This window comes from Bradyrhizobium sp. 18BD, from assembly GCF_054185225.1.
Genome location: NZ_JAVAYL010000030.1, coordinates 50,390 through 70,414, shown reverse-complemented (window position 1 = coordinate 70,414; position 20,025 = coordinate 50,390). Strand labels below are relative to the sequence as shown.

Sequence of the window (20,025 nt, the reverse complement as noted above, 5' to 3'; positions counted from 1 at the left end):
ATGGCGAAAAAATCCCTCCAGCTCGGCCGCGCGGTCGAGTGGCCGCATACGCCGGAAGAAGCTCAGCTCGACCGCGTGCCCAATCCGCAAGCCGGCACCGATTATCTGGTCCGCTTCACCGTGCCGGAATTCACCTCGCTCTGCCCGGTCACGGGCCAGCCGGATTTCGCCCATCTGATGATCGACTACGCGCCCGGCCAATGGCTGCTGGAGTCGAAATCGCTGAAACTCTATATCGCGAGCTTCCGCAACCACGGCGCCTTCCACGAGGACTGCACCGTGATGATCGGCAAGCGCATCGCAAGCGAGATCAAGCCGAAATGGCTGCGCATCGGCGGCTACTGGTATCCGCGCGGCGGAATTCCCATCGACGTGTTCTGGCAGACCGGCCGTGTGCCGAAAGGCCTGTGGGTGCCCGAGCAAGGCGTCGCACCCTATCGCGGACGGGGCTAGCTGGAGAGACATGACGATGACATCGCTATCAACAACATTCCGCAACACTGCGCTGGGTCTTCTGGGCGCCCTGTGGCTCACCGGCGCGGCCGAAGCTGCGGACGTCAGGGTGATGATCTCCGGCGGTCTGACGGCCGCCTATCAGGCGCTGGTGCCGGAGTTCGAGAAGGCCACCGGCAACAAGGTCGTGACCGCCTACGGGCCGTCGATGGGGACCACCACCAATGCGATCCCGGTCCGGCTCGAGCGCGGTGAGCCGGCCGATGTCCTGATCATGGTGGGCTATGCCCTCACCGACCTCGCCGGCAAGGGCAAGGTCGTGGCCGGCAGCCAGGTCGATCTCACCAAATCGCCGATCGGGGTTGCCGTGAAGTCGGGCGCGCCGAAGCCGGACATCAGCTCGGTGGAGGCGGTCAAGCGCGCGCTGCTGGCGGCGAAGACGATCGCCTATTCCGACAGCGCCAGCGGCGTCTACGTCTCGACCGAGATGTTCGACAAGCTCGGCATCGCCGATGTCATGAAGGACAAGGCGCGTAAGATTCCGGCAACGCCGGTCGGCGAGATCGTCGCGCATGGCGAGGCCGAACTTGGCTTTCAGCAGATCAGCGAGCTGAAGCCCGTCAAGGGTATCGACATCGTGGGACCGCTGCCGAACGAATTGCAGAAGATCACGATCTTCTCCGCCGGCATCGCCGCCGGCTCGAAGGAACCCGAGGCCGGCCGGGCCCTGATCAAGTTCCTCGCTTCTCCCGCCGCGCGCGATACGATCATCGCCAGCGGCATGGAGCCGATCCCGGCTGACGGGACGAAATAGCGGGGTCCCGTCCTACGGCACGACCAAGACCGGCACGCTGCCGTTCACGAGGACCTCGGAGGTTTGACTGCCCAAAAACAACTTCCTGAGGCCGCGACGCCCATGCGAAGCCATGACGATCAAATCGCAGCCTCTGGACTTTGCCGTCTCGACAATCGCAGTGGCCGGGTGCGAGTTCGGAACGTGCAGGAGTTCGACCGACAGCCCGCTCCGCTCGGCCATGGTCCGAGCCTCATGGAGGACTCTACCTGCCCGCTCCCTGCAGGCCGCGTCAAAACTATCAAACTCTGCCTGCGAGGGAACCCATCCCGAGTCGTGCCCGCCGCCAAAATCGATCGGCAGCGCTTCAGTGACGGTGACGATTGTCGCTTTGGCGTTCAAGGCTTTCGCCAGAGCAATCCCATGCTCGACGCCTCTTCTTGCGACATCCGAACCATCGGTGCTCATGAGAATATTGGCGTACATTCGGTGGCTCCCTGCTGCTGCCCCCCCTATGCCCTCGCAAGTGATGCCTGCGAATATGATCCGATCCTCGCCGCCGGTCCATTCGCTTTTGTCTTAATCTCGATATCTCAGCTCGTGGCCCTAGGCTCTTGGCGCAGCGACGCGATCATCGCCGGCGGCATGGAGCTGATCCCGGCTGACAGGGCAAATTAATACGCGCTGAGCAGATCGACCTTCGCGTTCGCGGCGACCAGCCGCCGCGCCAGGATGGCGGCGAGGTTGCGCATGATCTTCAGCGACGCGTCCGGGTGCAGACGCCGGTAATCGGCAAAACTGTCGAGCGGCAGTTCGAGGCAGGTGACGGGCGTGTCGGCAAAGACGTCGGCGCTGCGGCTTTTCTCCAGGATCGCCATCTCGCCGAATTCCATGCCGGGGCCGAGCGAGGCCAGCCGCACGCCGCTGCGCAGCTTGACGCTGACCATGCCGCTCTGGAGAAAGAACAGCGAGTTGGCGGGCTCGCCGGCCGCGATGATGCGCTGGCCGGCCGCATAGTGGCGCGTGGAGGACAGTTCGACGATCGCAGCGATCTCGTCGGCGTCGAGCTCGGCCAGCAGCGCCTGATTGCCGAGATGCGCGCTCTCCTTCACGTCGGTGAAGCCGCCGGAACGATAGATCACCTGATCCTCGGCCCATTCGATGGCGTCATCAAGCAGGGCGAAGCGGCGCAACCGGCGCGGCTCGCCCGTGCGCGCGGCGATCGCCGACCACACCGCGGACGTCTCCTCGAGGCCTGACAGGATCGTGGTGACGCCGGCATTGCCGAGCGCGGTCAGGGTCTCACCGAGTAGCTCCGCGCCGGCCGCGGTGATGTCGGGAACGCGGCGGAAGTCGATGATGAGCAGCGGCGCGTTCGGCGGCTCGCTGGTGAGCCGTCGCGTCAAATAGTCGATGGTGCCGAAATTCATCGCGCCGACCAGCTCGAGCACGCGGATGTCGCTGTGGCGCTCGTCGAGGATCTGCTGCTCGTGCGGCTGGCGGCTGCGGCGCGAGGAGATGCCGTAGATGTCGTAATCCGCCATGATGCTGGTGCGGACGTCGGCATTGCGGTTGAGCATGTGCAGGTCGAACCGCGCCGACAGCGCCTCGCAAACCTTCAAGCCGCGCGCGCTGTTGAAATGGTTGTCGAGCAGCGGCGAGAAGGTTCCGAGCCCGAGCTGCGACGGCAGCGCCGCGACGATGCCGCCGCCGACGCCGCTCTTGGCGGGAATGCCGACGCGGTAGGTCCACTCCCCGGCATAGTCGTACATGCCCGAGCTCGTCATCACCGACAGCGTGCGCGCGACGATGTGCGGCGTGATCACCTGCACGCCCGTCACCGGATTGACGCCGCGATTGGCGAGCGTCGCCGCCATCACCGCAAGATCGCGAGCGGTGACCAGGATGGCGCATTGGCGGAAATAGACCTCGAGCACGGCGTCGACGTCGTCGGGCAGCACCGCGTAATTCCGCAGCAGCCAGGCAATGGCCCGGTTGCGGTTGCCGGTCGCCGTCTCCGAGGCATGCACGGCCTCGTCGACGCCGAGCTCGCGGCCGGCGAACTGGCTGAGTTTTGCGCGGACGCGCTCGAACGCCCCCTTCCCGTCAACCTGGTAGATCAGGCCCGAGCAGGCGATCGCGCCGGCGTTGACCATCGGGTTGAACGGCCGGTTGTCGTTGGTGAGCCGGATCGAGTTGAAGGCCTCGCCGCTCGGCTCGACGCCGATCGTGGCCGCGACGCGCTCCTCGCCGACCATCTCCAGCGCCAGCGCGAAGACGAAGGCCTTCGAGACCGACTGGATCGTGAACGGCACGGCGCTGTCGCCGACCTCGTAGACATGGCCGTCGATGGTGACGAGCGCGATGCCAAAATGGTCCGGATTGGCACGCGTGAGTTCGGGAATATAGTCGGCCAGCTCGCCCGACTTATCGGCGCGGAATTCCTCGTAGCAATCAGTCAGGAAACGGCGCAGCGGTGGCCTGGTGTGGTATCCGGTCGAGATCTTGCCGGCTGTGCTGGAACGGCTGGTCTGGGCGTCCACGATCTCACACCTCGATTTGCCCAAAATCGAAGCAATTCACGTGCCATGTATACCCAAGCCCGACGTGACACGGTGACGCTCAAGCACGATTGCAGCCGCAGCCTGATGCTGCGGCGGCCCGTCGATCAAATCGCACCGTTTTGCTTCACGCCACCGCCCTCACCTTGCTGATGAAGCCGTCCACCTCTGAGGTCAGCGAGGTCGACTGGCTCGACAAGTTTGCAGCTGCCTTCAGCACGCCGGACGCGGCGCGGCCGGTCTCGTTCGCCGCCGACGACACGGTTGCGATGTTGCGCGTCACCGTCGAGGTGGCCTCCGCCGTGTGCTGCTCGGTGTTGGCGATCTCGGCCGTCGCCTTGTTCTGCTCCTCGATCGCCGCGGCGATAACGCGGTTGATGCTCGAGACTTCCTCGATGGTCTTGACGATGCCGTCGATGGCCGAGACCGCCTTCTGCGTCGCGCCCTGGATCTCGGTGATCTGTGCGCTGATCTCCTCGGTGGCCTTTGCGGTCTGCGAGGCCAGGTTCTTCACCTCGCTCGCCACGACCGCAAAGCCCCTGCCGGATTCACCGGCGCGGGCCGCTTCGATGGTCGCGTTCAGCGCCAGCAGATTGGTCTGGCCGGCGATCGAGGTGATGAGGCCGATGACCTCGCCGATGCGGTCAGCACCGTCGGCGAGAGCACGCATGGTGCCGTCGGTCTCCTTGACGGTGACGACCGCATGCTCGGTGGCGCGGCTCGCCTGCTCCACCTGGCGGTTGATCTCGCGGATCGAGGCGTTGAGCTCTTCGGCTGCGGCCGCAACCGTCTGCACGCCGCCGCCGACCTGGTCGGCCAGCGTCGAGGCGGAGCCGGCCTGGGCCTGGGCCTCCGCCGCCGTGCCCGACATCGAGCGGGCCGTCGTCTCCAGCTCGCCCGAGGCGTTCGACAGCGTCTGCACCATCTGGCCGATCCGGCTTTCGAACTGCCGCACGAGACCGGACATTTCGGATGCGCGCTGCTCCTTAGCGGCGCGCTCGGCAGCCTGGTCACCAGACAGGCGCTCGGCATTGATCATGGCGTCCTTGAACACCTGCAGCGCGGAAGCCATGCGGCCGATCTCGTCGTTGCGGTCGAGACCCGGGACCTCGCTGGCAAAATCATGCGCGGCAAAGCGGGTCATGACGCCGGTGATCGCGGTCAGCGGCCGGGTGACGCGGTTGCGCATCAGGAACAGGCCGCCTACCGTCAGCGCGAGCGAGGCCGGCACCAGGAGGCCGAACAGGATCAGGCTGACGCGTGCGCGCGAAGCGCCGTCCTCGGCCCGCGAGATCATGTTGGCGAGCGCGGTCTGCGTGACGATGACGACGTTGTTGGCGCCGACAAGCTGGCGGTCGCGGTACTCGATGCCGGGGACGCCGGCGGGCTCACCGGCCAGCAGCTTGGTCGCAATCGCATTGCGCTCGTCGCTGAGCGTGCCGGAGATTTCCGGCTCGGCATTGCGGATCGCCTGCAGCAATTCGGGTGAGGCAACGTTCGGGCTGAGGTCGCGCACCACCAGCCAGGACTGCTGGATGCGGCCGCGCAGATCGGCGAAGGTGACGCCGTCGGCGGCGGTCCAGGTCTTGTTGGCAAGGATCGAGGAGAACTGGACGAGAATGGTCTGGCCGGCATTGGCGCGGGCCTGCCAGGAGGCCTGCTTGGCGATCAGGAGGCGATCGACCACGGGGTCGATCAGCGTCATCGCGCTGTCGACATGGGCGGTGACCTCACCGATCGCGTCCATATAGGCGTCGCTGACCTTGGCCCAGCTCGGCGTCAGGCTGGCTTCACGCGCCGCCTTCTCCTGCTTCAAGGCCGTGACCGAGCGCGGCCGCAGCTCCTCGAGCTGCGCCCAGATGCCCCGGAGCTTGTCGAGTTTCTCGGCAAGACCGGGGGCGTCGGCGGCGGCAAGGCTCTCCAAGGCCTGCGCGTAATTCTTCTGCACGGTGGCGCGCTGCTCGGCGAGGCTCTTCATGACGCTGTCGGGCGCGGGAGATCCCGAGGCCAGATAGCTCAGCGTGTCACCGCGCTCGAGGCGGAAGATCACCAGCGTGTTGGTCAGGTCGCGGCTGGCGATGGCGAGCGAGACGATGCGGTTGCTGTCCGAGTAGCGGGTCACCGCGAGCTTCAGCGCATAGGCCGAGATGACGACGAGGACGAGACCGAGAGACCCAACCACCGCGCCGAGGATACGGGCGACCGAACGCTGCTTTTGCATCGACTGATCCACAGATGTTGCCGCCGCCTCGGCGGTTTGCGGGCAATCTACGGAGCGAACGGTGAGATTTGATTTAAGATTGAAGGGAGTTGGCTACCGTTTTATCCCGGAGAAGTACGGAAGCCCGGTAATTCGATACTTCCGTCATGCCCGCGCGTCCGCCGGCGCCCGCGACCTGAGCCAACGCGCGCAGACGAGACCCAGCGTCATCATGATCGCCGCGCTCGCGAGCAGCGTCGGCACCTTGCCGCCATGCTGCAGGCCAAGGCCATAGGCGATCGGGCCGACCGTCTGCCCCATGAAGAAGAAGAACGAATGCAGCGACATCGCCGTCGCGCGCGCCCCGATCGACAGCTCGCTGGCAAACACCTGCAAGCAGCCATGGATCATGTAGAAGCCCCAGCCCATCGCGAGCATGCTGGCGAATTGCAGCTTCCAGCCCGGACCGAATGCGAGCGCGCCGAGCTGCAGCGCCACGAGGCAACCGCCGGCGATCATCATGCCCTTGACGCCGAGCCGCGGCAGCATGCGCGAGACGGCGAAGGTGTAGAGCAAGCCGCCGACCGCAAAACCGGCGATCACGATGCCCGCGATCGACAATGATTTTTCGCCGAGATCGAACAGGAACGCCGCGATGAAAGGAAACAGACCGAACACGCAGCAGCCCTCGACGAAGACGGCCGAATAGCAATATCGCGTGTTGGGATTGGCAAAGATGGTGCGGTAGCCCTGCCGCAGGGTTTTCAAATCGGTCTTCGGCGGCGGCGTCAGCGCGGCACCGCGGAAGCCTGCCGCGACCGCAACGGCCGCGATCAGGCCAAGCGCGCCGAGGATCACGAGCACGCCGCGCCAGCCGATGAAATCGCCGATGATGCCGGAGGCGGATGCACCGAGCAAATTGCCGGTCATCGACCCCGCCATGGTGCGCCCGATCGCGACCTGTCGCTTGGCGGGCGCGACGAGGTCGGCGGTCAGGCCGAGCGCCACGGGAAACACACCGCCGGAGGCAATGCCGGCTAGGATGCGGGTCGCGAACAGGGCCGAGAACGTGGTCGTGAGCGCGCCCAGAATGCAGGCGACGCCAAGCAGCGCCAGGCACAGCGTCATCAGCCGCGCCTTGCCGAACAGATCGGCAGCCGCGCCGATCGCCGGCTGCACCAGCGCGTAGATCAAGGCAAAGCCGGCCGCGATGCTCGCAGCCGTGGTGATGCTGATCGAGAAATCCTCGGCGACATGCGGCAGCACGGGATCGAGCGCCCGCGTCGACAAGGCCGCCGAGAAACCGGCGAGCGCGATGATGTTGATCGCGGGCGGAAACTTCTGGTCGGAGGGTGGCCTGGTCACAGGCTGGTGCATCAGCGCGTCGTGCTTTTGGTCACCGCGTCGAACGCCATCAGCGTGCGGATCAGCCCTTCGAACTCGCGCAACGGCACCATGTTGGGACCATCGGAAGGCGCGCGGTCAGGATCCGGATGGGTCTCGATGAAAACACCGGCAACGCCGACTGCAACGGCCGCGCGCGCCAGCACCGGCACGAACTCGCGCTCGCCGCCGGAGGACGCGCCCTTCCCGCCCGGCTGCTGCACCGAATGGGTGGCATCGAAGATCACGGGCGCGCCGGTCGTGCGTGCCATGATCGGCAGCGCGCGCATGTCCGACACCAGCGTGTTGTAGCCGAAGGACGCACCGCGCTCGGTGACGAGCACATTGGGATTGTTGGCGGTGGTGATCTTGGTCACGACATTCGTCATGTCCCAGGGCGCGAGGAATTGCCCCTTCTTGACGTTGACGGCCTTGCCGGTTGCGGCCGCAGCCAGCAGCAGATCGGTCTGCCGGCACAGGAAGGCCGGAATCTGCAGCACGTCCACCGCCTGCGCCACCTCGGTGCATTGCGCGGCATCGTGCACGTCGGTCAGCACCGGCAGGCCGAGCGAGGATCGGATCTCGGCGAAGATCGGCAGCGACTGCGCAAGGCCAAGGCCGCGCGCCGCCGACGCGCTGGTGCGGTTGGCCTTGTCGAACGAGGTCTTGTAGACGAGGCCGACGTTCAGCCGCGCGGCGATCTCCTTCAGCGCGGAGGCGACCTCCAGCGCATGCTGGCGGCTTTCGAGCTGGCAGGGTCCGGCAATGATCGAGATCGGCAGATCATTGCCGAATTTGACCGTTCCGACAGTGACGACCGGCGCTGCTGACGTCGAAGAGCTCAAGGCAAATCCCTCGTTTCGCCGCGACCATAGCCACCATCAGGGTCGGATCAACCCCATTCGCCCCGGGCCCCCCGAATATCAGGGTTGCGCCGGGGTTCCCTGCGAGGCCCTTGCGCTGGCGATCCCTTACTTGACCGACGAGAAGGCGGTCGGTGTCAGGAGCTGGCTGACGATGTTGCCAACGATCTGGCCGTCCGCCTCGCTCTCGGCACGCGCTTTCATCCAGTCCGGGTCGGTCATGAACTTGCCCCACTTCGCCTCGCGATCGGCAAGCGACTCCCAGGCCAGGAAATAGGTCAGCTCCTGGTTCGATTCACCGATCAGCGTGGTGAAGAAGCCGGCCTGCTTGATGCCGTGCTTTTCCCACAGCTTCAGCGTCACCGTCTCGAACCGCTTCAGCAGCGCCGGAAGCCGGCCGGGCACGCAACGATAGACGCGCATCTCGTAGATCATGGTTGTTTTCCTCCCTGAACAGGTCCGGCGGTTATAGCGATCGGCCATGAGGCTGTCTTGAGCCCTGCCCGGCCGCCCCCTGTGGCGTTTCGCGCATGGCTGGACAGCTTCCGGCAACACGCCGCGTCCATTTCCCGCAATGCTGCCGCAATGATCAGGCCGCTAGAAAGGTCAAGTTGCGGTTCAGGTATCGGGATCATGCGGATTTTGCTCGTCGAGGATGAGGCGGAGATGGCCACGGCGCTTTCGTCGGCACTGCGGCGCTACGATATGGTGGTGGATCACGCCCCTACGCTTGCGGAGGCGGAAGAAGCCATTTCCGCCGACGTCCATGCCGCCGTGCTGCTCGACCGCCAGTTGCCCGACGGCGACGGCCTGGCTTTGATCCCAAAGCTTCGCGCACGCGCCGACGGCGTGCCGATCATCGTCCTGACCGCGCGCGGCGAGCTCGCCGATCGCATCGCCGGGCTCGACAGCGGCGCCGATGACTATCTGGCGAAGCCGTTCGCGGTCGAGGAATTGCTGGCAAGGCTGCGCGCGGTGCTGCGGCGGCCCGCCGGCATCTCCCCCGAAGTCATCCGCACCGGCCGCCTCGCCTTCGATGTCGGCCACCGCGAAGCCAGCATCGACGGCCAGCCGTTCGAGCTGCCGCGTCGGGAGCTGCTGGTGCTCGAAGCCCTGCTCCGCCGCATGGGCCGCACCGTACTGCGCTCGGCGCTGGAAGAGGCGGTCTACAATTTCGACGACGAGATCCAGTCGAATGCGCTGGACACCCATATCTCGCGGCTGCGCCGCAAGCTTGCCGAGGCCGATGCCGGCGTCGAGATCCACGGCATTCGCGGCGTCGGCTATCTCCTGAAGAAGCTGACATGAGCAAGCACGACGATCCCTATTGCCTGCGCTCGCGGCTGAGCTGGCGCCTGCTCTCACTCCAGGCCGCGATCCTGATCGCGCTGGTTGCTGTGGTTCTGGCCGGGCTGTGCGCCTCCGGCTTCGTGCTCGCCGAGCGGGACGAGGATCGCGTCATCGACGTCGTGCAGGGCGCGCTCGCGCGCGACGCGCAAGGTGGCCTGATGTTGCGCCAGACCGGCGAGCTGAAGCAGCTGCGCGGCGAAACGCCGGATCTCTGGTTCCTGGTCCGCGACAAGCAGGGACATTCGCTCAGCGAAGGCGCCGTGCCGGCCGAATTCGCTGCGATCGGCAACGGCCTCGACCAGATCAGCCAGGCTCGCCTCGGCTGGCAGATGTTCGAGGACGATCCGCGCAAGCCGGCCGCGCGGCTGAAGCGCGTCGAGACCGACGCCGGCAATGTGCAGATCATCACGGCGACGCAAGGACGGCTCACCGGCGCGAAGGCGCTGTTCATGACATCGCTCGCGTTCCTCGGCATCGCCCTGCCCGGCCTGCTCCTGATGGGAACGGCGACCTTCATCGCGACACCGATGATCGTGCAGCGCGCCTTCCGGGGGCTCGACACCACCGCGGACGAGGCGCGCCGCATCGACATCCATCAGCGCGGCGCGCGGCTGTCGGTGGAACGGATTCCGCTGGAGGTCGTGCCGCTGGTGAGCGCGGTCAACGACGCGCTGGCACGGCTCGATCAGGGCTATGCCCGCCACAAGCGCTTCGTCGCCGATGCCGCGCACGAGCTGCGCACGCCGATCGCGATTTTGAACACGCGGCTGGAATCGCTTGCCGCAGGTCCGGATAAGACCCGCTTGCTGGAAGATGCCGCACGGCTCGCCACGCTTGCCGAGCAGTTGCTCGACATCCAGCGGCTCGACCGCTGCGGCCATCCTTTCACCAACGTCAATCTCGCCGCGGTTGCGCAGAGCGTCGCCGCCGACCTCGCACCACTGGCGATTGCCGCCGGCTACGAGCTGGCGCTCGACGCGCCGGAGACACCGATCGAGACGATCGGCGACGCGGCAGCGCTGGAGCGCGCCCTGACCAATCTCGTGCAGAACGCGATCCAGCACGGGCCCCGCCGCGGCACGATCGGCATTCGCGTCGGCAGGCCTGCAAGCATCGAGGTCACCGATGAAGGCGCCGGCATCCCGGCCGATCAACGCGAACAGATCTTCGAGCCGTTCTATCGGCTGTCGCCGCTCGATCGCGGCGCCGGCCTCGGCCTCAACATGGTGCGCGAAATCGTGCTGCTGCATGGCGGCCACGTCTCGGTGGCGGACGGGCCGGACGGCGGCGCCTGCTTCAGGATGACGCTGCCGCCGATGCGACAGAGTTGAATCAATCCGCATCCGTGACTGACAGCGCAATGCTGTCGCAATGCGCCTCCGCAACACTGCATCCGTCTCGCTTCTGATCTTTCGAGGCGCAACCACGATGCCGGAGTGCACATGCCCAACGATTTTCTCTCGTTCTTCCTGTCCTGGATGTCGTCCCCGCGCCGGGTCGGCGCGATCGCACCATCGGGCGCGGCGCTCGCCGATCTGATCACGCGCGAGGTCAGCGCATCGACCGGCCCGATCCTCGAGCTCGGCCCCGGCACCGGCGCGTTCACCTACAAGCTGCTCAAGCGCGGTGTGCGCGAGGAAGACCTCACGCTGATCGAGTACGGCTCGGACTTCATGAAGCTGCTGCAGATGCGCTTTCCCGGTGCACGCGTGCTGTGGATGGACGCGGCGCGGCTTGCGGCGGAGCGCCTCTACGACGGCGCGCCCGTCGGCGCCGTGGTGAGCGGCCTGCCCCTGCTCAACATGTCGACGCGCAAGGTGATCTCGATCGTCGGCGGTGCGTTCAGTCACGTCCGCCCCGGCGGCGCGTTCTACCAGTTCACCTATGGGATGAGCTGTCCGATTCCGCGGCCGGTGCTCGACCGGCTCGGCCTGCGCGCAACACTGATCGATCGCGCGATGCTGAATATCCCACCCGCCGCCGTCTACAAGCTGACGCGGCGGCCGCAGATGACCCTCGTCGCGGGGTCGCGGGCGCCTGACGCTTCAGCGCCGATCGCTCGCGACGCAATGCATCGCGAGCACGACTTCACCGTGACACCTTAGAGGATCAGACCAGCCGGCTCTGCACCATCGCCGCCTGGATGAAGGAGGCGAACAGCGGATGCGGCTCGAACGGCCGCGACTTCAGCTCGGGATGGAATTGCACGCCGATGAACCAGGGGTGATCCTCGTACTCGACGATTTCAGGCAGCACGCCGTCGGGCGAGAGCCCCGAGAACTTCAGGCCGTGCTGCTCGAGGCGATCTTTGTAGGCCGTGTTGACCTCGTAGCGATGGCGGTGGCGCTCGGAGATCTCGGTCGCGCCGCCATAGACCTGCGAGACGCGGCTGCCGCGATTGAGCGCGGCGGGATAGGCGCCGAGCCGCATCGTGCCGCCGAGATCGCCGGCCTGCGAGCGCTTCTCGAGCTCGTTGCCGCGCAGCCATTCCGTCATCAGGCCGACCAGCGGCTCCTTGGTGGGGCCGAACTCGGTGGAGTTGGCCTCTTCGATGCCGACGAGGTTTCGCGCCGCCTCGATCACCGCCATCTGCATGCCGAAGCAGATGCCGAAATACGGCACGTCGCGCTCGCGCGCGAACTGCGCCGCGCGGATCTTGCCTTCGGCGCCGCGCTGGCCGAAGCCGCCGGGCACCAGGATGCCGTTGACGTGCTCGAGGAACGGCGCCGGATCTTCCTTCTCGAAGATCTCGCTCTCGATCCAGTCGAGATTGACCTTCACCTTGTTGGCGATGCCGCCATGCGAGAGCGCCTCGATCAGCGACTTATACGCGTCCTTCATGCCGGTGTATTTGCCGACGATGGCGATGGTGACGTTGCCTTCGGGATTGCGGATGCGCTCGTTGATCTGGTGCCAGCTCTTGAGCACCGGCGGGATGCGCGATTCGATGCCGAAGGCGGCGAGCACTTCGTCGTCGAGGCCTGCCGCGTGATAGGCTTCAGGCACGGCATAGATGCTGTCGGCGTCGCGCGCCTCGATCACGGCGCTCTCGCGCACATTACAGAACAGGCCGAGCTTGCGCCGCTCTTCCTTTGGAATCTCGCGATCGGTGCGGCAGAGCAGGATGTCCGGCTGAATGCCGATCGAACGCAGCTCCTTCACCGAGTGCTGCGTCGGCTTGGTCTTCAATTCGCCGGCGCTCGGGATATACGGCAGCAGCGTGAGGTGAATGTAGATGGCGTGATCGCGCGGCAGCTCGTTCTTGAGCTGGCGGATCGCCTCGAAGAACGGCAGGCCCTCGATGTCGCCGACGGTGCCGCCGATCTCGACCAGCACGAAGTCGTAGCCATCGTTGCCGGAGAGGACGAATTCCTTGATCGCATTGGTGACGTGCGGAACCACCTGAATGGTCGCGCCGAGATAATCGCCGCGGCGCTCCTTCGAGATGATGTCCTGGTAGATGCGACCCGTGGTGATGTTGTCCTGCTTGGTCGCAGGCCGCCCGGTGAAGCGCTCGTAGTGACCGAGATCGAGATCGGTCTCCGCGCCGTCATCGGTCACGAACACTTCGCCGTGCTGATACGGCGACATCGTTCCGGGATCGAGGTTGAGATAGGGGTCGAGCTTGCGGAGGCGGACCTTGTAGCCCCGGGCTTGCAACAGGGCACCCAGTGCCGCTGAAGCCAGACCCTTGCCGAGCGAAGAAACCACGCCGCCGGTGATGAATATGTACCGCGCCATGGGACTTAACCTCTAATCCCTCGAATTCGATTCGCCAAAGCGATTCGTATTCCGCCCCAAAGATTTTGCGGGCCTGTGGGTGAGCCAAAACTAAGAGTGGTGACAGTGCCTTGATGGGGATTTTTGATGCAGGACGGTAGAAGCTGCCCTGCATGGCCCCCCTGCTTTATTGCGAGCGAGGCACCTGCGGACCGGTCGGAGCCGGCGCCTGCTGCTGCTCGTCGGCCTTCTTCAGCGAATCCAGGATACCGCCCGAAGTCGGGGGTGCGATCGGCGACCCGCCGGCCGGCTGGCCCTGCGAGGCCGGCGTGCCGATGATCGACGACGGCGCGCGGTTATAGCCCGCGTGCCAGGACAGGAACATGCTGGTGAGGAAGAAGCCCGCAGCCAAAATCGCGGTGGTCCGCGTCAGGAGGTTCGCGGTGCCGCGGCTCGACATGAAGCCCGCGCCGCCGCCCATGCCCAAGCCGCCGCCTTCGGACTTTTGGAGCAGGACGGCGCCAATCATGACGGCGACGATCATGAGGTGGATGACGATGACAACGGTCTGCATAGTATCCTTCCGTCACAAGCGGGCGGCGCCTGACGGCGGCCGATCGCGCTTCGCGGGTTTTCCTGAAGTTGCGCGGTGTTACACGATCGGAGGGGGTATTGCCACCCCCGATCAGTGCAAGATCAAAGCTTTGGCTTAGCTAGGGGCAGCCCTTCGCGATCGCAAGGAAATCGGCCGCTTTCAGGCTGGCGCCGCCGACCAGGGCGCCGTTGACGTTCTTCACCGCCATCAGTTCGGCCGCGTTCGAGGGCTTCACCGAGCCGCCATAGAGGATTCGCATCTTCGCCCCATCGGCCTTGAACCGGGAGGTCAGGAACTCGCGGATAAACCCATGAATTTGCTCAACATCCTGGGCCGTGGGGGTGAGGCCAGTGCCGATCGCCCAGACCGGCTCATAGGCGACGATCAGATTGGCGGCGGTCGAGCCGTCCGGCAGCGAGCCGTTGAGCTGGCCGCGCAGGATGTCCAGGGTCTGGCCGGCGTCGCGCTGGCCTTGCGTCTCGCCGATGCAGACGATCGCGACCAATCCGGCCCGCCAGGCCGCTTCGGCCTTCTGGCGGACAAGAGCATCGCTTTCGCCATGGTCCGCGCGGCGCTCGGAATGGCCGACGATGATCGCGGTCGCACCCGCGTCCGCCAGCATTTCGGCGGCGACATCGCCGGTATGGGCGCCGGAAGCCTTGGGGTGGCAGTCCTGGGCCCCCACCGCGACCTTCTTGCCCCGCGCCCTGTCGGCGAAGGCCGCAACCAGGGTGACCGGCGGGCAGACCAGCAGGTCGGCCTTGGCGGCGACGTCTGCCGCGCCATTGAGCATGGTGTCGAATTCGGCAGTCTGGGCCTTCAGGCCGTTCATTTTCCAATTGCCGGCGATCAGCGGTCGGATGGCGTCGGTCATGTCTATTTCCAGCAAAATGAGGTTTGTGCATGCGCTAGCAGAGCTGTCGCGGCAGTTCCAGATTCTTGTTTTGGCGCGTTTTCCTGACGCGAACCGGGTCCACGTCACTGGAAAACGCTTTGGGGCTTTTAACCGCAGTCTCAGGCGGCCGCCTGACCTGAGGTTGCGGGGGGAAAGTCGCCACTTTATGATGGCATATCAATTTGGTGACGCGCTTCTGCGGAATCTGCATTAAGACGCGCTCCCGTTCCCCTCCTGCCAAACAAGTTGGACCAAATGCTTCGAGGAATGCGCAAGGCCTCATCAAACTGGGTCGGCAAGACCATCATGGCGATCGTGATGGGCGTGCTGATCATCAGCTTCGGCATTTGGGGCATCGCCGACATCTTCCGCGGCTTCGGGCAGTCCACCGTGGCCAAGGTCGGCCGCACCGAGATTTCGCTGAACGAGTTCCGGCAGATCTACACCGACCGCCTGCAACAGATCAGCCGCCAGTTCGGCCGCCCGCTGACGCCGGACCAGGCGCGCGCCTTCGGTCTTGACCGCCAGGTGCTCCAGCAGACGATCGCGGAAGCCGCCCTCGATGAAGAGGCGCGCCGGCTTGGGCTCGGCCAGTCCGACGAGCAGATCCGCCAGTTCATCATGAACGACCCCAACTTCAAGGGCGTCAGCGGCAGCTTCGATCCGAACCGCTTCCAGGCCGTGATCCGCAATTTCGGCTACACCGAACAGCGCTACGTGTCCGAGCAGCGCAAGGTGTCGCTGCGCCGGCAGATCACCGGCACGATCGGCGCCGGCCTCGAGCCGCCGAAGACGATGATCGACGTGCTGACGCGCTTCCAGAACGAGCAGCGCTCGATCGAGTTCGTCAGGCTCGACGCGGCCCAGGCAGGCACCATCGAGGCGCCGTCGCCTGAGGCGCTCGCCGCCTATTTCGAGGACCACAAGGTCCAGTTCCGTGCGCCCGAATACCGCAAAATCTCCTTCGTCGTGATCTCGCCGGACGAGATCGGCAAATGGACCGAGGTCTCGGACGAAGACGCCAAGAAACTGTTCGAGCAGCGCAAGGACCGGCTCGGCACACCCGAGAAGCGCCAGATCCAGCAGCTCGTGTTCCCCAACGCCACCGAGGCGCAGGCCGCGCGCGAGCGTCTCGTCGGCGGGATGTCGTTCGAGGATCTCGGCAAGGAGCGCGGGCTCAGCGCCTCGGACGTCGACCTTGGGCTCGTGACCAAATCCTCGCTCGACGCCGCCGTCGGTGCTGCCGCCTTCGCGCTTCCCGCGGGCGAAATCAGCCAGCCGATCCAGGGCGCGCTCGGCACCTCGATCGTCAAGGTCGACAAGATCGAGCCGGGCAATGAGGCGAACTACGCCAGCCTTGCCGGCGACATCAAGCGCGAGATCGCCACCGAGCGCGCCCGCGTCAAGGTCGCCGATCTCCGCGACAAGATGGAAGACGAGCGCGGCGGCGGCTCCAGCGTGATCGACGCGGCGCAGAAGCTCGGCCTAACCGCCGTGACCATCGATGCCGTCGACCGCTCCGGCCGCGCGCCGAACGGCCAGCCGGTCGCCAACATCCCGCAGGGCCTCGACGTGGTGTCGCAGGCGTTCAATACCGACGTCGGCGTCGACAACGACGCGATCTCGTTCAAGGGCGGCTATGTCTGGTACGACGTGCTCGCGATCACGCCCTCGCGCGACCGCAATCTCGACGAGGTCCGCGACCAGGTCGAGGCGCGGTGGCGCCAGGACCAGATCGCGACCAAGCTGAAGGCCAAGGCGGCCGAGATCGTGCAGAAGCTCGAAGCGGGCGGCAAGCTCGCCGATGAAGCCGCCGCGATCGGCGCCAAGGTCGAGACCGCGACCGGCTTCAAGCGCGACGATACGCCGGCCAGCGTGCCGGCCGCCGTCGTCGCGGCAACCTTCCGCACCGCCAAGGACGGCGTCGGACAGACGCCGGTGACCGGCGGCGCCGAGGTGATCGTCTTCCGCGTCACCGACGTCGTCGATCCCCCGGTCGACGCCGCCTCCGACGCGGTCAAGAAGCTGAAGGAAAGCCTCGACCGGGCGCAGACCGATGAGCAGGTCGCCTCCTACGTCAACAAGCTTGAAACCGACATCGGGACCACCATTAATCAGGCCGCCTTCGCGCAAGTGACCGGCGCGAACCAGTGAGTTGAAAGCACGCGATGGACGACCTGAAATCGATCATTGGAAAAGTGGCGACCGGCGCCAGCCTGTCGCGTGAGGAAGCAGCGTCCGCCTTCGACGCCATGATGTCGGGCGAGGCCACGCCCTCGCAGATGGGTGGCCTGCTGATGGCGTTGCGGGTCCGTGGCGAGACCGTGGACGAGATCACCGGCGCGGTCTCGGCGATGCGCTCGAAGATGCTCACGGTCGACGCGCCCGCCGACGCGGTCGACATCGTCGGCACGGGCGGTGACGGCTCCGGCTCGGTCAACGTCTCGACCTGCGCCTCCTTCATCGTCTCCGGCACCGGCCTGCCGGTGGCCAAGCACGGCAACCGCGCGCTGTCGTCGCGCTCGGGCGCAGCCGACGTGCTGGCCTCGCTCGGCGTCAAGATCGACCTCCGGCCCGAGCAGGTCGGGCGTTGCGTGCGCGAATGCGGCATCGGCTTCATGTTCGCGCCCGCGCATCATCCCGCGATGAAGAACGTCGGCCCGACCCGGGTCGAGCTCGCGACGCGCACGATCTTCAATCTGCTCGGCCCCCTCTCCAACCCGGCCGGCGTGAAGCGACAGATGGTCGGCGTGTTCTCGCGGCAATGGGTGCAGCCGCTGGCGCAGGTGCTCAAGAACCTCGGCTCCGAATCGGCCTGGGTGGTGCACGGCTCCGATGGTCTCGACGAGATCACCCTCACCGGCCCGACCTTCGTCTCGGCGCTCCAGAATGGCGAGATCCGGAATTTCGAGGTGACGCCGGAGGATGCCGGCCTGTCGCGCTGCGAGCCCGGCGCGCTGAAGGGCGGCGACGCCGACGCCAATGCGATCGCGCTGCAAAGCGTGCTCAGCGGCAAGCCGAGCCCCTATCGCGACGTGGCCCTGATGAACGCGGCCGCCGCGCTGGTTGTCGCCGGACGCGCCAAGGACCTTAGGGAGGGCGTGGCGATCGGAGCGAAATCGCTCGACAGCGGCGCGGCGAACGCGCGACTGAAGCATCTGATCGCAGTCTCCAACGGCTGAGCCTGGCATGTCGGACATCCTGACCAAGATCGAAGCGTACAAGCGCGAGGAAATCGCTGCCGCCAAGCGCGCGCAGCCGCTCTCCGCCGTCGAGGCCAAGGCCAAGGCACAACCCGCCCCGCGCGGCTTCGTGCGCGCGATCAGGGCCAAGCACACCAACGGCGATTACGCGCTGATCGCCGAGGTCAAGAAGGCCTCGCCGTCGAAGGGGCTGATCCGCGCCGATTTCGATCCGCCGCAGCTTGCCAGGGCCTATGACGCCGGTGGCGCCGCCTGCCTCTCCGTGCTGACGGACACGCCCTCGTTCCAGGGCCATCTCGACTTCATGGTGGCTGCGCGCGCAGCGACGTCCCTGCCGGTGCTGCGCAAGGATTTCCTGTTCGACACCTATCAAGTGGCGGAAGCACGCGCGCATGGCGCCGATTGCATCCTCATCATCATGGCTGCGCTCGACGACGCCGCCGCCAGGGATCTCGAAGACGCAGCGATCGCCTATGGCATGGACGTGCTGATCGAGATCCATGACCGCGCCGAGCTCGATCGCGCACTGAAACTCCGCTCGCCGATGATCGGCGTCAACAATCGCAACCTGCGCACCTTCGAGACCACGCTCGCGACCAGCGAGACACTGGCGCCGCTGATCCCCTCGGAACGGCTGATGGTCGGCGAGAGCGGCATCTTCACGCCCGCCGATCTCGCGCGGCTCGAGCGCGTCGGCATGTCGACCTTCCTGGTCGGCGAAAGCCTGATGCGGCAGACCGACGTGACCGCCGCCACGCGCACGCTCCTCGCACGCGAAACCACGGCGCGCGCGACCGGTACGCGCTGACATGGCGCGCAAGCCCGCCAAGAAAGCCGGCCCTGCCCTCACCCATATCGGCGCCTCCGGCGAGGCGCGGATGGTGGACGTTTCGGACAAGCCCGCAACCGAACGGGTTGCGGTCGCCGAAGGCCGCGTCGTCATGACCAAGGCGACACTCGACCTGATTGTCTCGGGCAATGCCAAGAAGGGCGACGTGCTCGGCACCGCGCGCATCGCCGGCATCATGGCGGCGAAACGCACCTCGGAGCTGATTCCGCTCTGTCATCCGCTCGCGCTGTCGAAGGTCACGGTCGAGATCGAGCCGGACGCAAAGCTGCCCGGCTGCCTCGTCCGTGCCAGCGTGAAGGTGACGGGCCCGACCGGCGTCGAGATGGAGGCGCTCACCGCCGTCTCGGTCGCCTGCCTCACCATCTACGATATGATCAAGGCGGTCGAGCGCGGCGTGCGCATCGAGGGCATCCATCTCGTCGAGAAGCTCGGCGGCAAGTCCGGCCATTACCGCGCCTGAGCTATTTCGCCTCGCGCTGCCGCTCACGATAGGCCCGCGTTTTCATCCGGTTGCCGCACAGCGTCGACATGCACCAGCGCCGCGTCGCCGGCTTCGAACGGTCGAAAAACACCCGGCGGCACTCCTCCGACGCACACATTTTCAACCGGTCCAGCGATCCCAGAAGGGTTGCGTCATGAAGCTCGATCGCGACCGCCGATAGACCAGCGAGCGCATCTTCGCGCGCTGCCGACAGTATTGCGCCCTGCCCCGCGCGCAGCTCCACCCGCAATTGAAACGGCGCCAGCGCGTCGCCGAGCGCATTGATAACGTCCCTATTCCGGCGCCGTTCGGCCGGCTCGCATTGCAGATAGGCGCGCAACGCTCCGCGCAGCGTCAGCGCGGTCTCGAACATCGCGGACGTGACCCGCCCGCCCTCGGCACCAAGGCCGCGATCCTGCATCCAATCCGCCAGTTGCTTCGGCCCTGCGAGTTCGTCGCTCTGCGGGTGCGCCAAGCCGAAATGGGTGAAATGGCGGACATCCAGCGTGTTGGCGAAATCGTAGACGTTCGCCAACGGATCGGGAACCTTGAACTTGCGCGACTCTTTCGACATCGGAACTCCAAAAAATCTAGACACCAGTAAATCACGTTTACCGGTTGACAACAATCGACACCTGTATTGTACTTATACAGGTGTCGATCGTTCTTGTGTGATCG

Annotated in this window: 19 protein-coding genes; 9 read left to right on the top strand and 10 right to left on the bottom strand. The window is 65.9% G+C overall.

Going from position 1 to position 20,025, the window contains the following annotated elements; translation table 11 throughout:
* Both queF and RAD16_RS37290 read left to right on the top strand, forming a co-directional pair.
* Positions 1–453, top strand: coding sequence for a preQ(1) synthase (queF, locus tag RAD16_RS37295; protein WP_074120056.1), 453 nt, complete (start codon positions 1–3; stop codon positions 451–453).
* Positions 454–469: 16 nt separating this feature from the next.
* Positions 470–1,267, top strand: a complete 798-nt coding sequence (locus RAD16_RS37290; protein WP_458162853.1) for a substrate-binding domain-containing protein — start codon at positions 470–472, stop codon at positions 1,265–1,267.
* 12 nt (positions 1,268–1,279) lie between these two features.
* Here RAD16_RS37290 and RAD16_RS37285 read toward each other — a convergent pair whose 3' ends face one another.
* From RAD16_RS37285 to RAD16_RS37260, 6 genes are all read right to left on the bottom strand, one after another.
* Positions 1,280–1,732 (bottom strand): universal stress protein, encoded by a 453-nt coding sequence (locus RAD16_RS37285; RefSeq protein WP_458162852.1) that lies wholly within the window; start codon positions 1,730–1,732, stop codon positions 1,280–1,282.
* Positions 1,733–1,920: 188 nt separating this feature from the next.
* Positions 1,921–3,789 (bottom strand): glutaminase A, encoded by a 1,869-nt coding sequence (glsA, locus tag RAD16_RS37280; RefSeq protein ID WP_458162851.1) that lies wholly within the window; start codon positions 3,787–3,789, stop codon positions 1,921–1,923.
* A 145-nt stretch (positions 3,790–3,934) separates the two neighbouring features.
* On the bottom strand, positions 3,935–6,028 hold the full coding sequence (locus RAD16_RS37275; RefSeq protein WP_458162850.1) for a methyl-accepting chemotaxis protein: 2,094 nt from the start codon (positions 6,026–6,028) through the stop codon (positions 3,935–3,937).
* Positions 6,029–6,172: 144 nt separating this feature from the next.
* On the bottom strand, positions 6,173–7,384 hold the full coding sequence (locus RAD16_RS37270) for an MFS transporter (protein WP_458162849.1): 1,212 nt from the start codon (positions 7,382–7,384) through the stop codon (positions 6,173–6,175).
* A complete protein-coding gene (gene kdsA, locus RAD16_RS37265) occupies positions 7,384–8,235 on the bottom strand; it encodes a 3-deoxy-8-phosphooctulonate synthase (protein WP_458162848.1) in 852 nt (283 codons plus the stop codon). Before kdsA ends, RAD16_RS37270 begins: the two co-directional genes overlap by 1 nt.
* 126 nt (positions 8,236–8,361) lie before the next feature.
* Positions 8,362–8,688, bottom strand: a complete 327-nt coding sequence (locus tag RAD16_RS37260; protein ID WP_458162847.1) for an NIPSNAP family protein — start codon at positions 8,686–8,688, stop codon at positions 8,362–8,364.
* A gap of 198 nt (positions 8,689–8,886) precedes the next feature.
* Here RAD16_RS37260 and RAD16_RS37255 point away from each other — a divergent pair, with 198 nt between their 5' ends.
* The 3 genes from RAD16_RS37255 to RAD16_RS37245 all read left to right on the top strand — a co-directional run bounded on the left by RAD16_RS37255 (position 8,887) and on the right by RAD16_RS37245 (position 11,708).
* The gene (locus tag RAD16_RS37255; RefSeq protein ID WP_458162846.1) at positions 8,887–9,561 is read left to right on the top strand and encodes a response regulator transcription factor; all 675 of its coding nucleotides are present in this window, start codon (positions 8,887–8,889) and stop codon (positions 9,559–9,561) included.
* Positions 9,558–10,934, top strand: coding sequence for a sensor histidine kinase (locus RAD16_RS37250; protein ID WP_458162845.1), 1,377 nt, complete (start codon positions 9,558–9,560; stop codon positions 10,932–10,934). Before RAD16_RS37255 ends, RAD16_RS37250 begins: the two co-directional genes overlap by 4 nt.
* Positions 10,935–11,045: 111 nt before the next feature.
* Positions 11,046–11,708: a class I SAM-dependent methyltransferase gene (locus RAD16_RS37245; RefSeq protein WP_458162844.1), complete on the top strand. Its 663-nt coding sequence runs from the start codon at positions 11,046–11,048 to the stop codon at positions 11,706–11,708.
* Between the two features lie 4 nt (positions 11,709–11,712).
* On the opposite strand, the gene RAD16_RS37240 is transcribed toward RAD16_RS37245, so the two are convergent.
* The 3 genes from RAD16_RS37240 to tpiA all read right to left on the bottom strand — a co-directional run bounded on the left by RAD16_RS37240 (position 11,713) and on the right by tpiA (position 14,792).
* A complete protein-coding gene (locus RAD16_RS37240; protein WP_458162843.1) occupies positions 11,713–13,344 on the bottom strand; it encodes a CTP synthase in 1,632 nt (543 codons plus the stop codon).
* Positions 13,345–13,510: 166 nt separating this feature from the next.
* Positions 13,511–13,897, bottom strand: a complete 387-nt coding sequence (gene secG / locus RAD16_RS37235) for a preprotein translocase subunit SecG (protein ID WP_326897273.1) — start codon at positions 13,895–13,897, stop codon at positions 13,511–13,513.
* Between the two features lie 139 nt (positions 13,898–14,036).
* On the bottom strand, positions 14,037–14,792 hold the full coding sequence (tpiA, locus tag RAD16_RS37230) for a triose-phosphate isomerase (protein WP_458162842.1): 756 nt from the start codon (positions 14,790–14,792) through the stop codon (positions 14,037–14,039).
* A gap of 276 nt (positions 14,793–15,068) precedes the next feature.
* Between tpiA and RAD16_RS37225 the strand changes: the two genes are divergently transcribed.
* Genes RAD16_RS37225 through moaC form a run of 4 tightly spaced genes read left to right on the top strand, consistent with a single transcriptional unit; the run spans position 15,069 to position 19,326 of the window.
* Entirely contained in the window at positions 15,069–16,967 is a 1,899-nt protein-coding gene (locus tag RAD16_RS37225) for a SurA N-terminal domain-containing protein (protein WP_458162841.1), read from the top strand.
* 14 nt (positions 16,968–16,981) lie between these two features.
* Entirely contained in the window at positions 16,982–17,995 is a 1,014-nt protein-coding gene (gene trpD / locus RAD16_RS37220; RefSeq protein ID WP_458162840.1) for an anthranilate phosphoribosyltransferase, read from the top strand.
* A gap of 7 nt (positions 17,996–18,002) precedes the next feature.
* A complete protein-coding gene (trpC, locus tag RAD16_RS37215; RefSeq protein WP_458162839.1) occupies positions 18,003–18,824 on the top strand; it encodes an indole-3-glycerol phosphate synthase TrpC in 822 nt (273 codons plus the stop codon).
* A 1-nt stretch (position 18,825) separates the two neighbouring features.
* Positions 18,826–19,326 (top strand): cyclic pyranopterin monophosphate synthase MoaC, encoded by a 501-nt coding sequence (gene moaC, locus RAD16_RS37210; RefSeq protein ID WP_458162838.1) that lies wholly within the window; start codon positions 18,826–18,828, stop codon positions 19,324–19,326.
* A gap of 1 nt (position 19,327) precedes the next feature.
* On the opposite strand, the gene RAD16_RS37205 is transcribed toward moaC, so the two are convergent.
* The gene (locus tag RAD16_RS37205; RefSeq protein ID WP_458162837.1) at positions 19,328–19,972 is read right to left on the bottom strand and encodes a CGNR zinc finger domain-containing protein; all 645 of its coding nucleotides are present in this window, start codon (positions 19,970–19,972) and stop codon (positions 19,328–19,330) included.
* Positions 19,973–20,025: the final 53 nt, after the last annotated feature.

Bases quoted from the DNA above. Each gene is read 5' to 3' on its own strand.
- queF (WP_074120056.1), top strand. From the start codon at position 1: ATGGCGAAAAAATCCCTCCAGCTCGGCCGCGCGGTCGAGTGGCCGCAT.
- RAD16_RS37290 (WP_458162853.1), top strand. From the start codon at position 470: ATGACATCGCTATCAACAACATTCCGCAACACTGCGCTGGGTCTTCTG.
- RAD16_RS37285 (WP_458162852.1), bottom strand. From the start codon at position 1,732: ATGTACGCCAATATTCTCATGAGCACCGATGGTTCGGATGTCGCAAGA.
- RAD16_RS37275 (WP_458162850.1), bottom strand. From the start codon at position 6,028: ATGCAAAAGCAGCGTTCGGTCGCCCGTATCCTCGGCGCGGTGGTTGGG.
- RAD16_RS37270 (WP_458162849.1), bottom strand. From the start codon at position 7,384: ATGCACCAGCCTGTGACCAGGCCACCCTCCGACCAGAAGTTTCCGCCC.
- RAD16_RS37260 (WP_458162847.1), bottom strand. From the start codon at position 8,688: ATGATCTACGAGATGCGCGTCTATCGTTGCGTGCCCGGCCGGCTTCCG.
- RAD16_RS37255 (WP_458162846.1), top strand. From the start codon at position 8,887: ATGCGGATTTTGCTCGTCGAGGATGAGGCGGAGATGGCCACGGCGCTT.
- RAD16_RS37250 (WP_458162845.1), top strand. From the start codon at position 9,558: ATGAGCAAGCACGACGATCCCTATTGCCTGCGCTCGCGGCTGAGCTGG.
- RAD16_RS37245 (WP_458162844.1), top strand. From the start codon at position 11,046: ATGCCCAACGATTTTCTCTCGTTCTTCCTGTCCTGGATGTCGTCCCCG.
- RAD16_RS37240 (WP_458162843.1), bottom strand. From the start codon at position 13,344: ATGGCGCGGTACATATTCATCACCGGCGGCGTGGTTTCTTCGCTCGGC.
- secG (WP_326897273.1), bottom strand. From the start codon at position 13,897: ATGCAGACCGTTGTCATCGTCATCCACCTCATGATCGTCGCCGTCATG.
- tpiA (WP_458162842.1), bottom strand. From the start codon at position 14,792: ATGACCGACGCCATCCGACCGCTGATCGCCGGCAATTGGAAAATGAAC.
- RAD16_RS37225 (WP_458162841.1), top strand. From the start codon at position 15,069: ATGCTTCGAGGAATGCGCAAGGCCTCATCAAACTGGGTCGGCAAGACC.
- trpD (WP_458162840.1), top strand. From the start codon at position 16,982: ATGGACGACCTGAAATCGATCATTGGAAAAGTGGCGACCGGCGCCAGC.
- trpC (WP_458162839.1), top strand. From the start codon at position 18,003: ATGTCGGACATCCTGACCAAGATCGAAGCGTACAAGCGCGAGGAAATC.
- moaC (WP_458162838.1), top strand. From the start codon at position 18,826: ATGGCGCGCAAGCCCGCCAAGAAAGCCGGCCCTGCCCTCACCCATATC.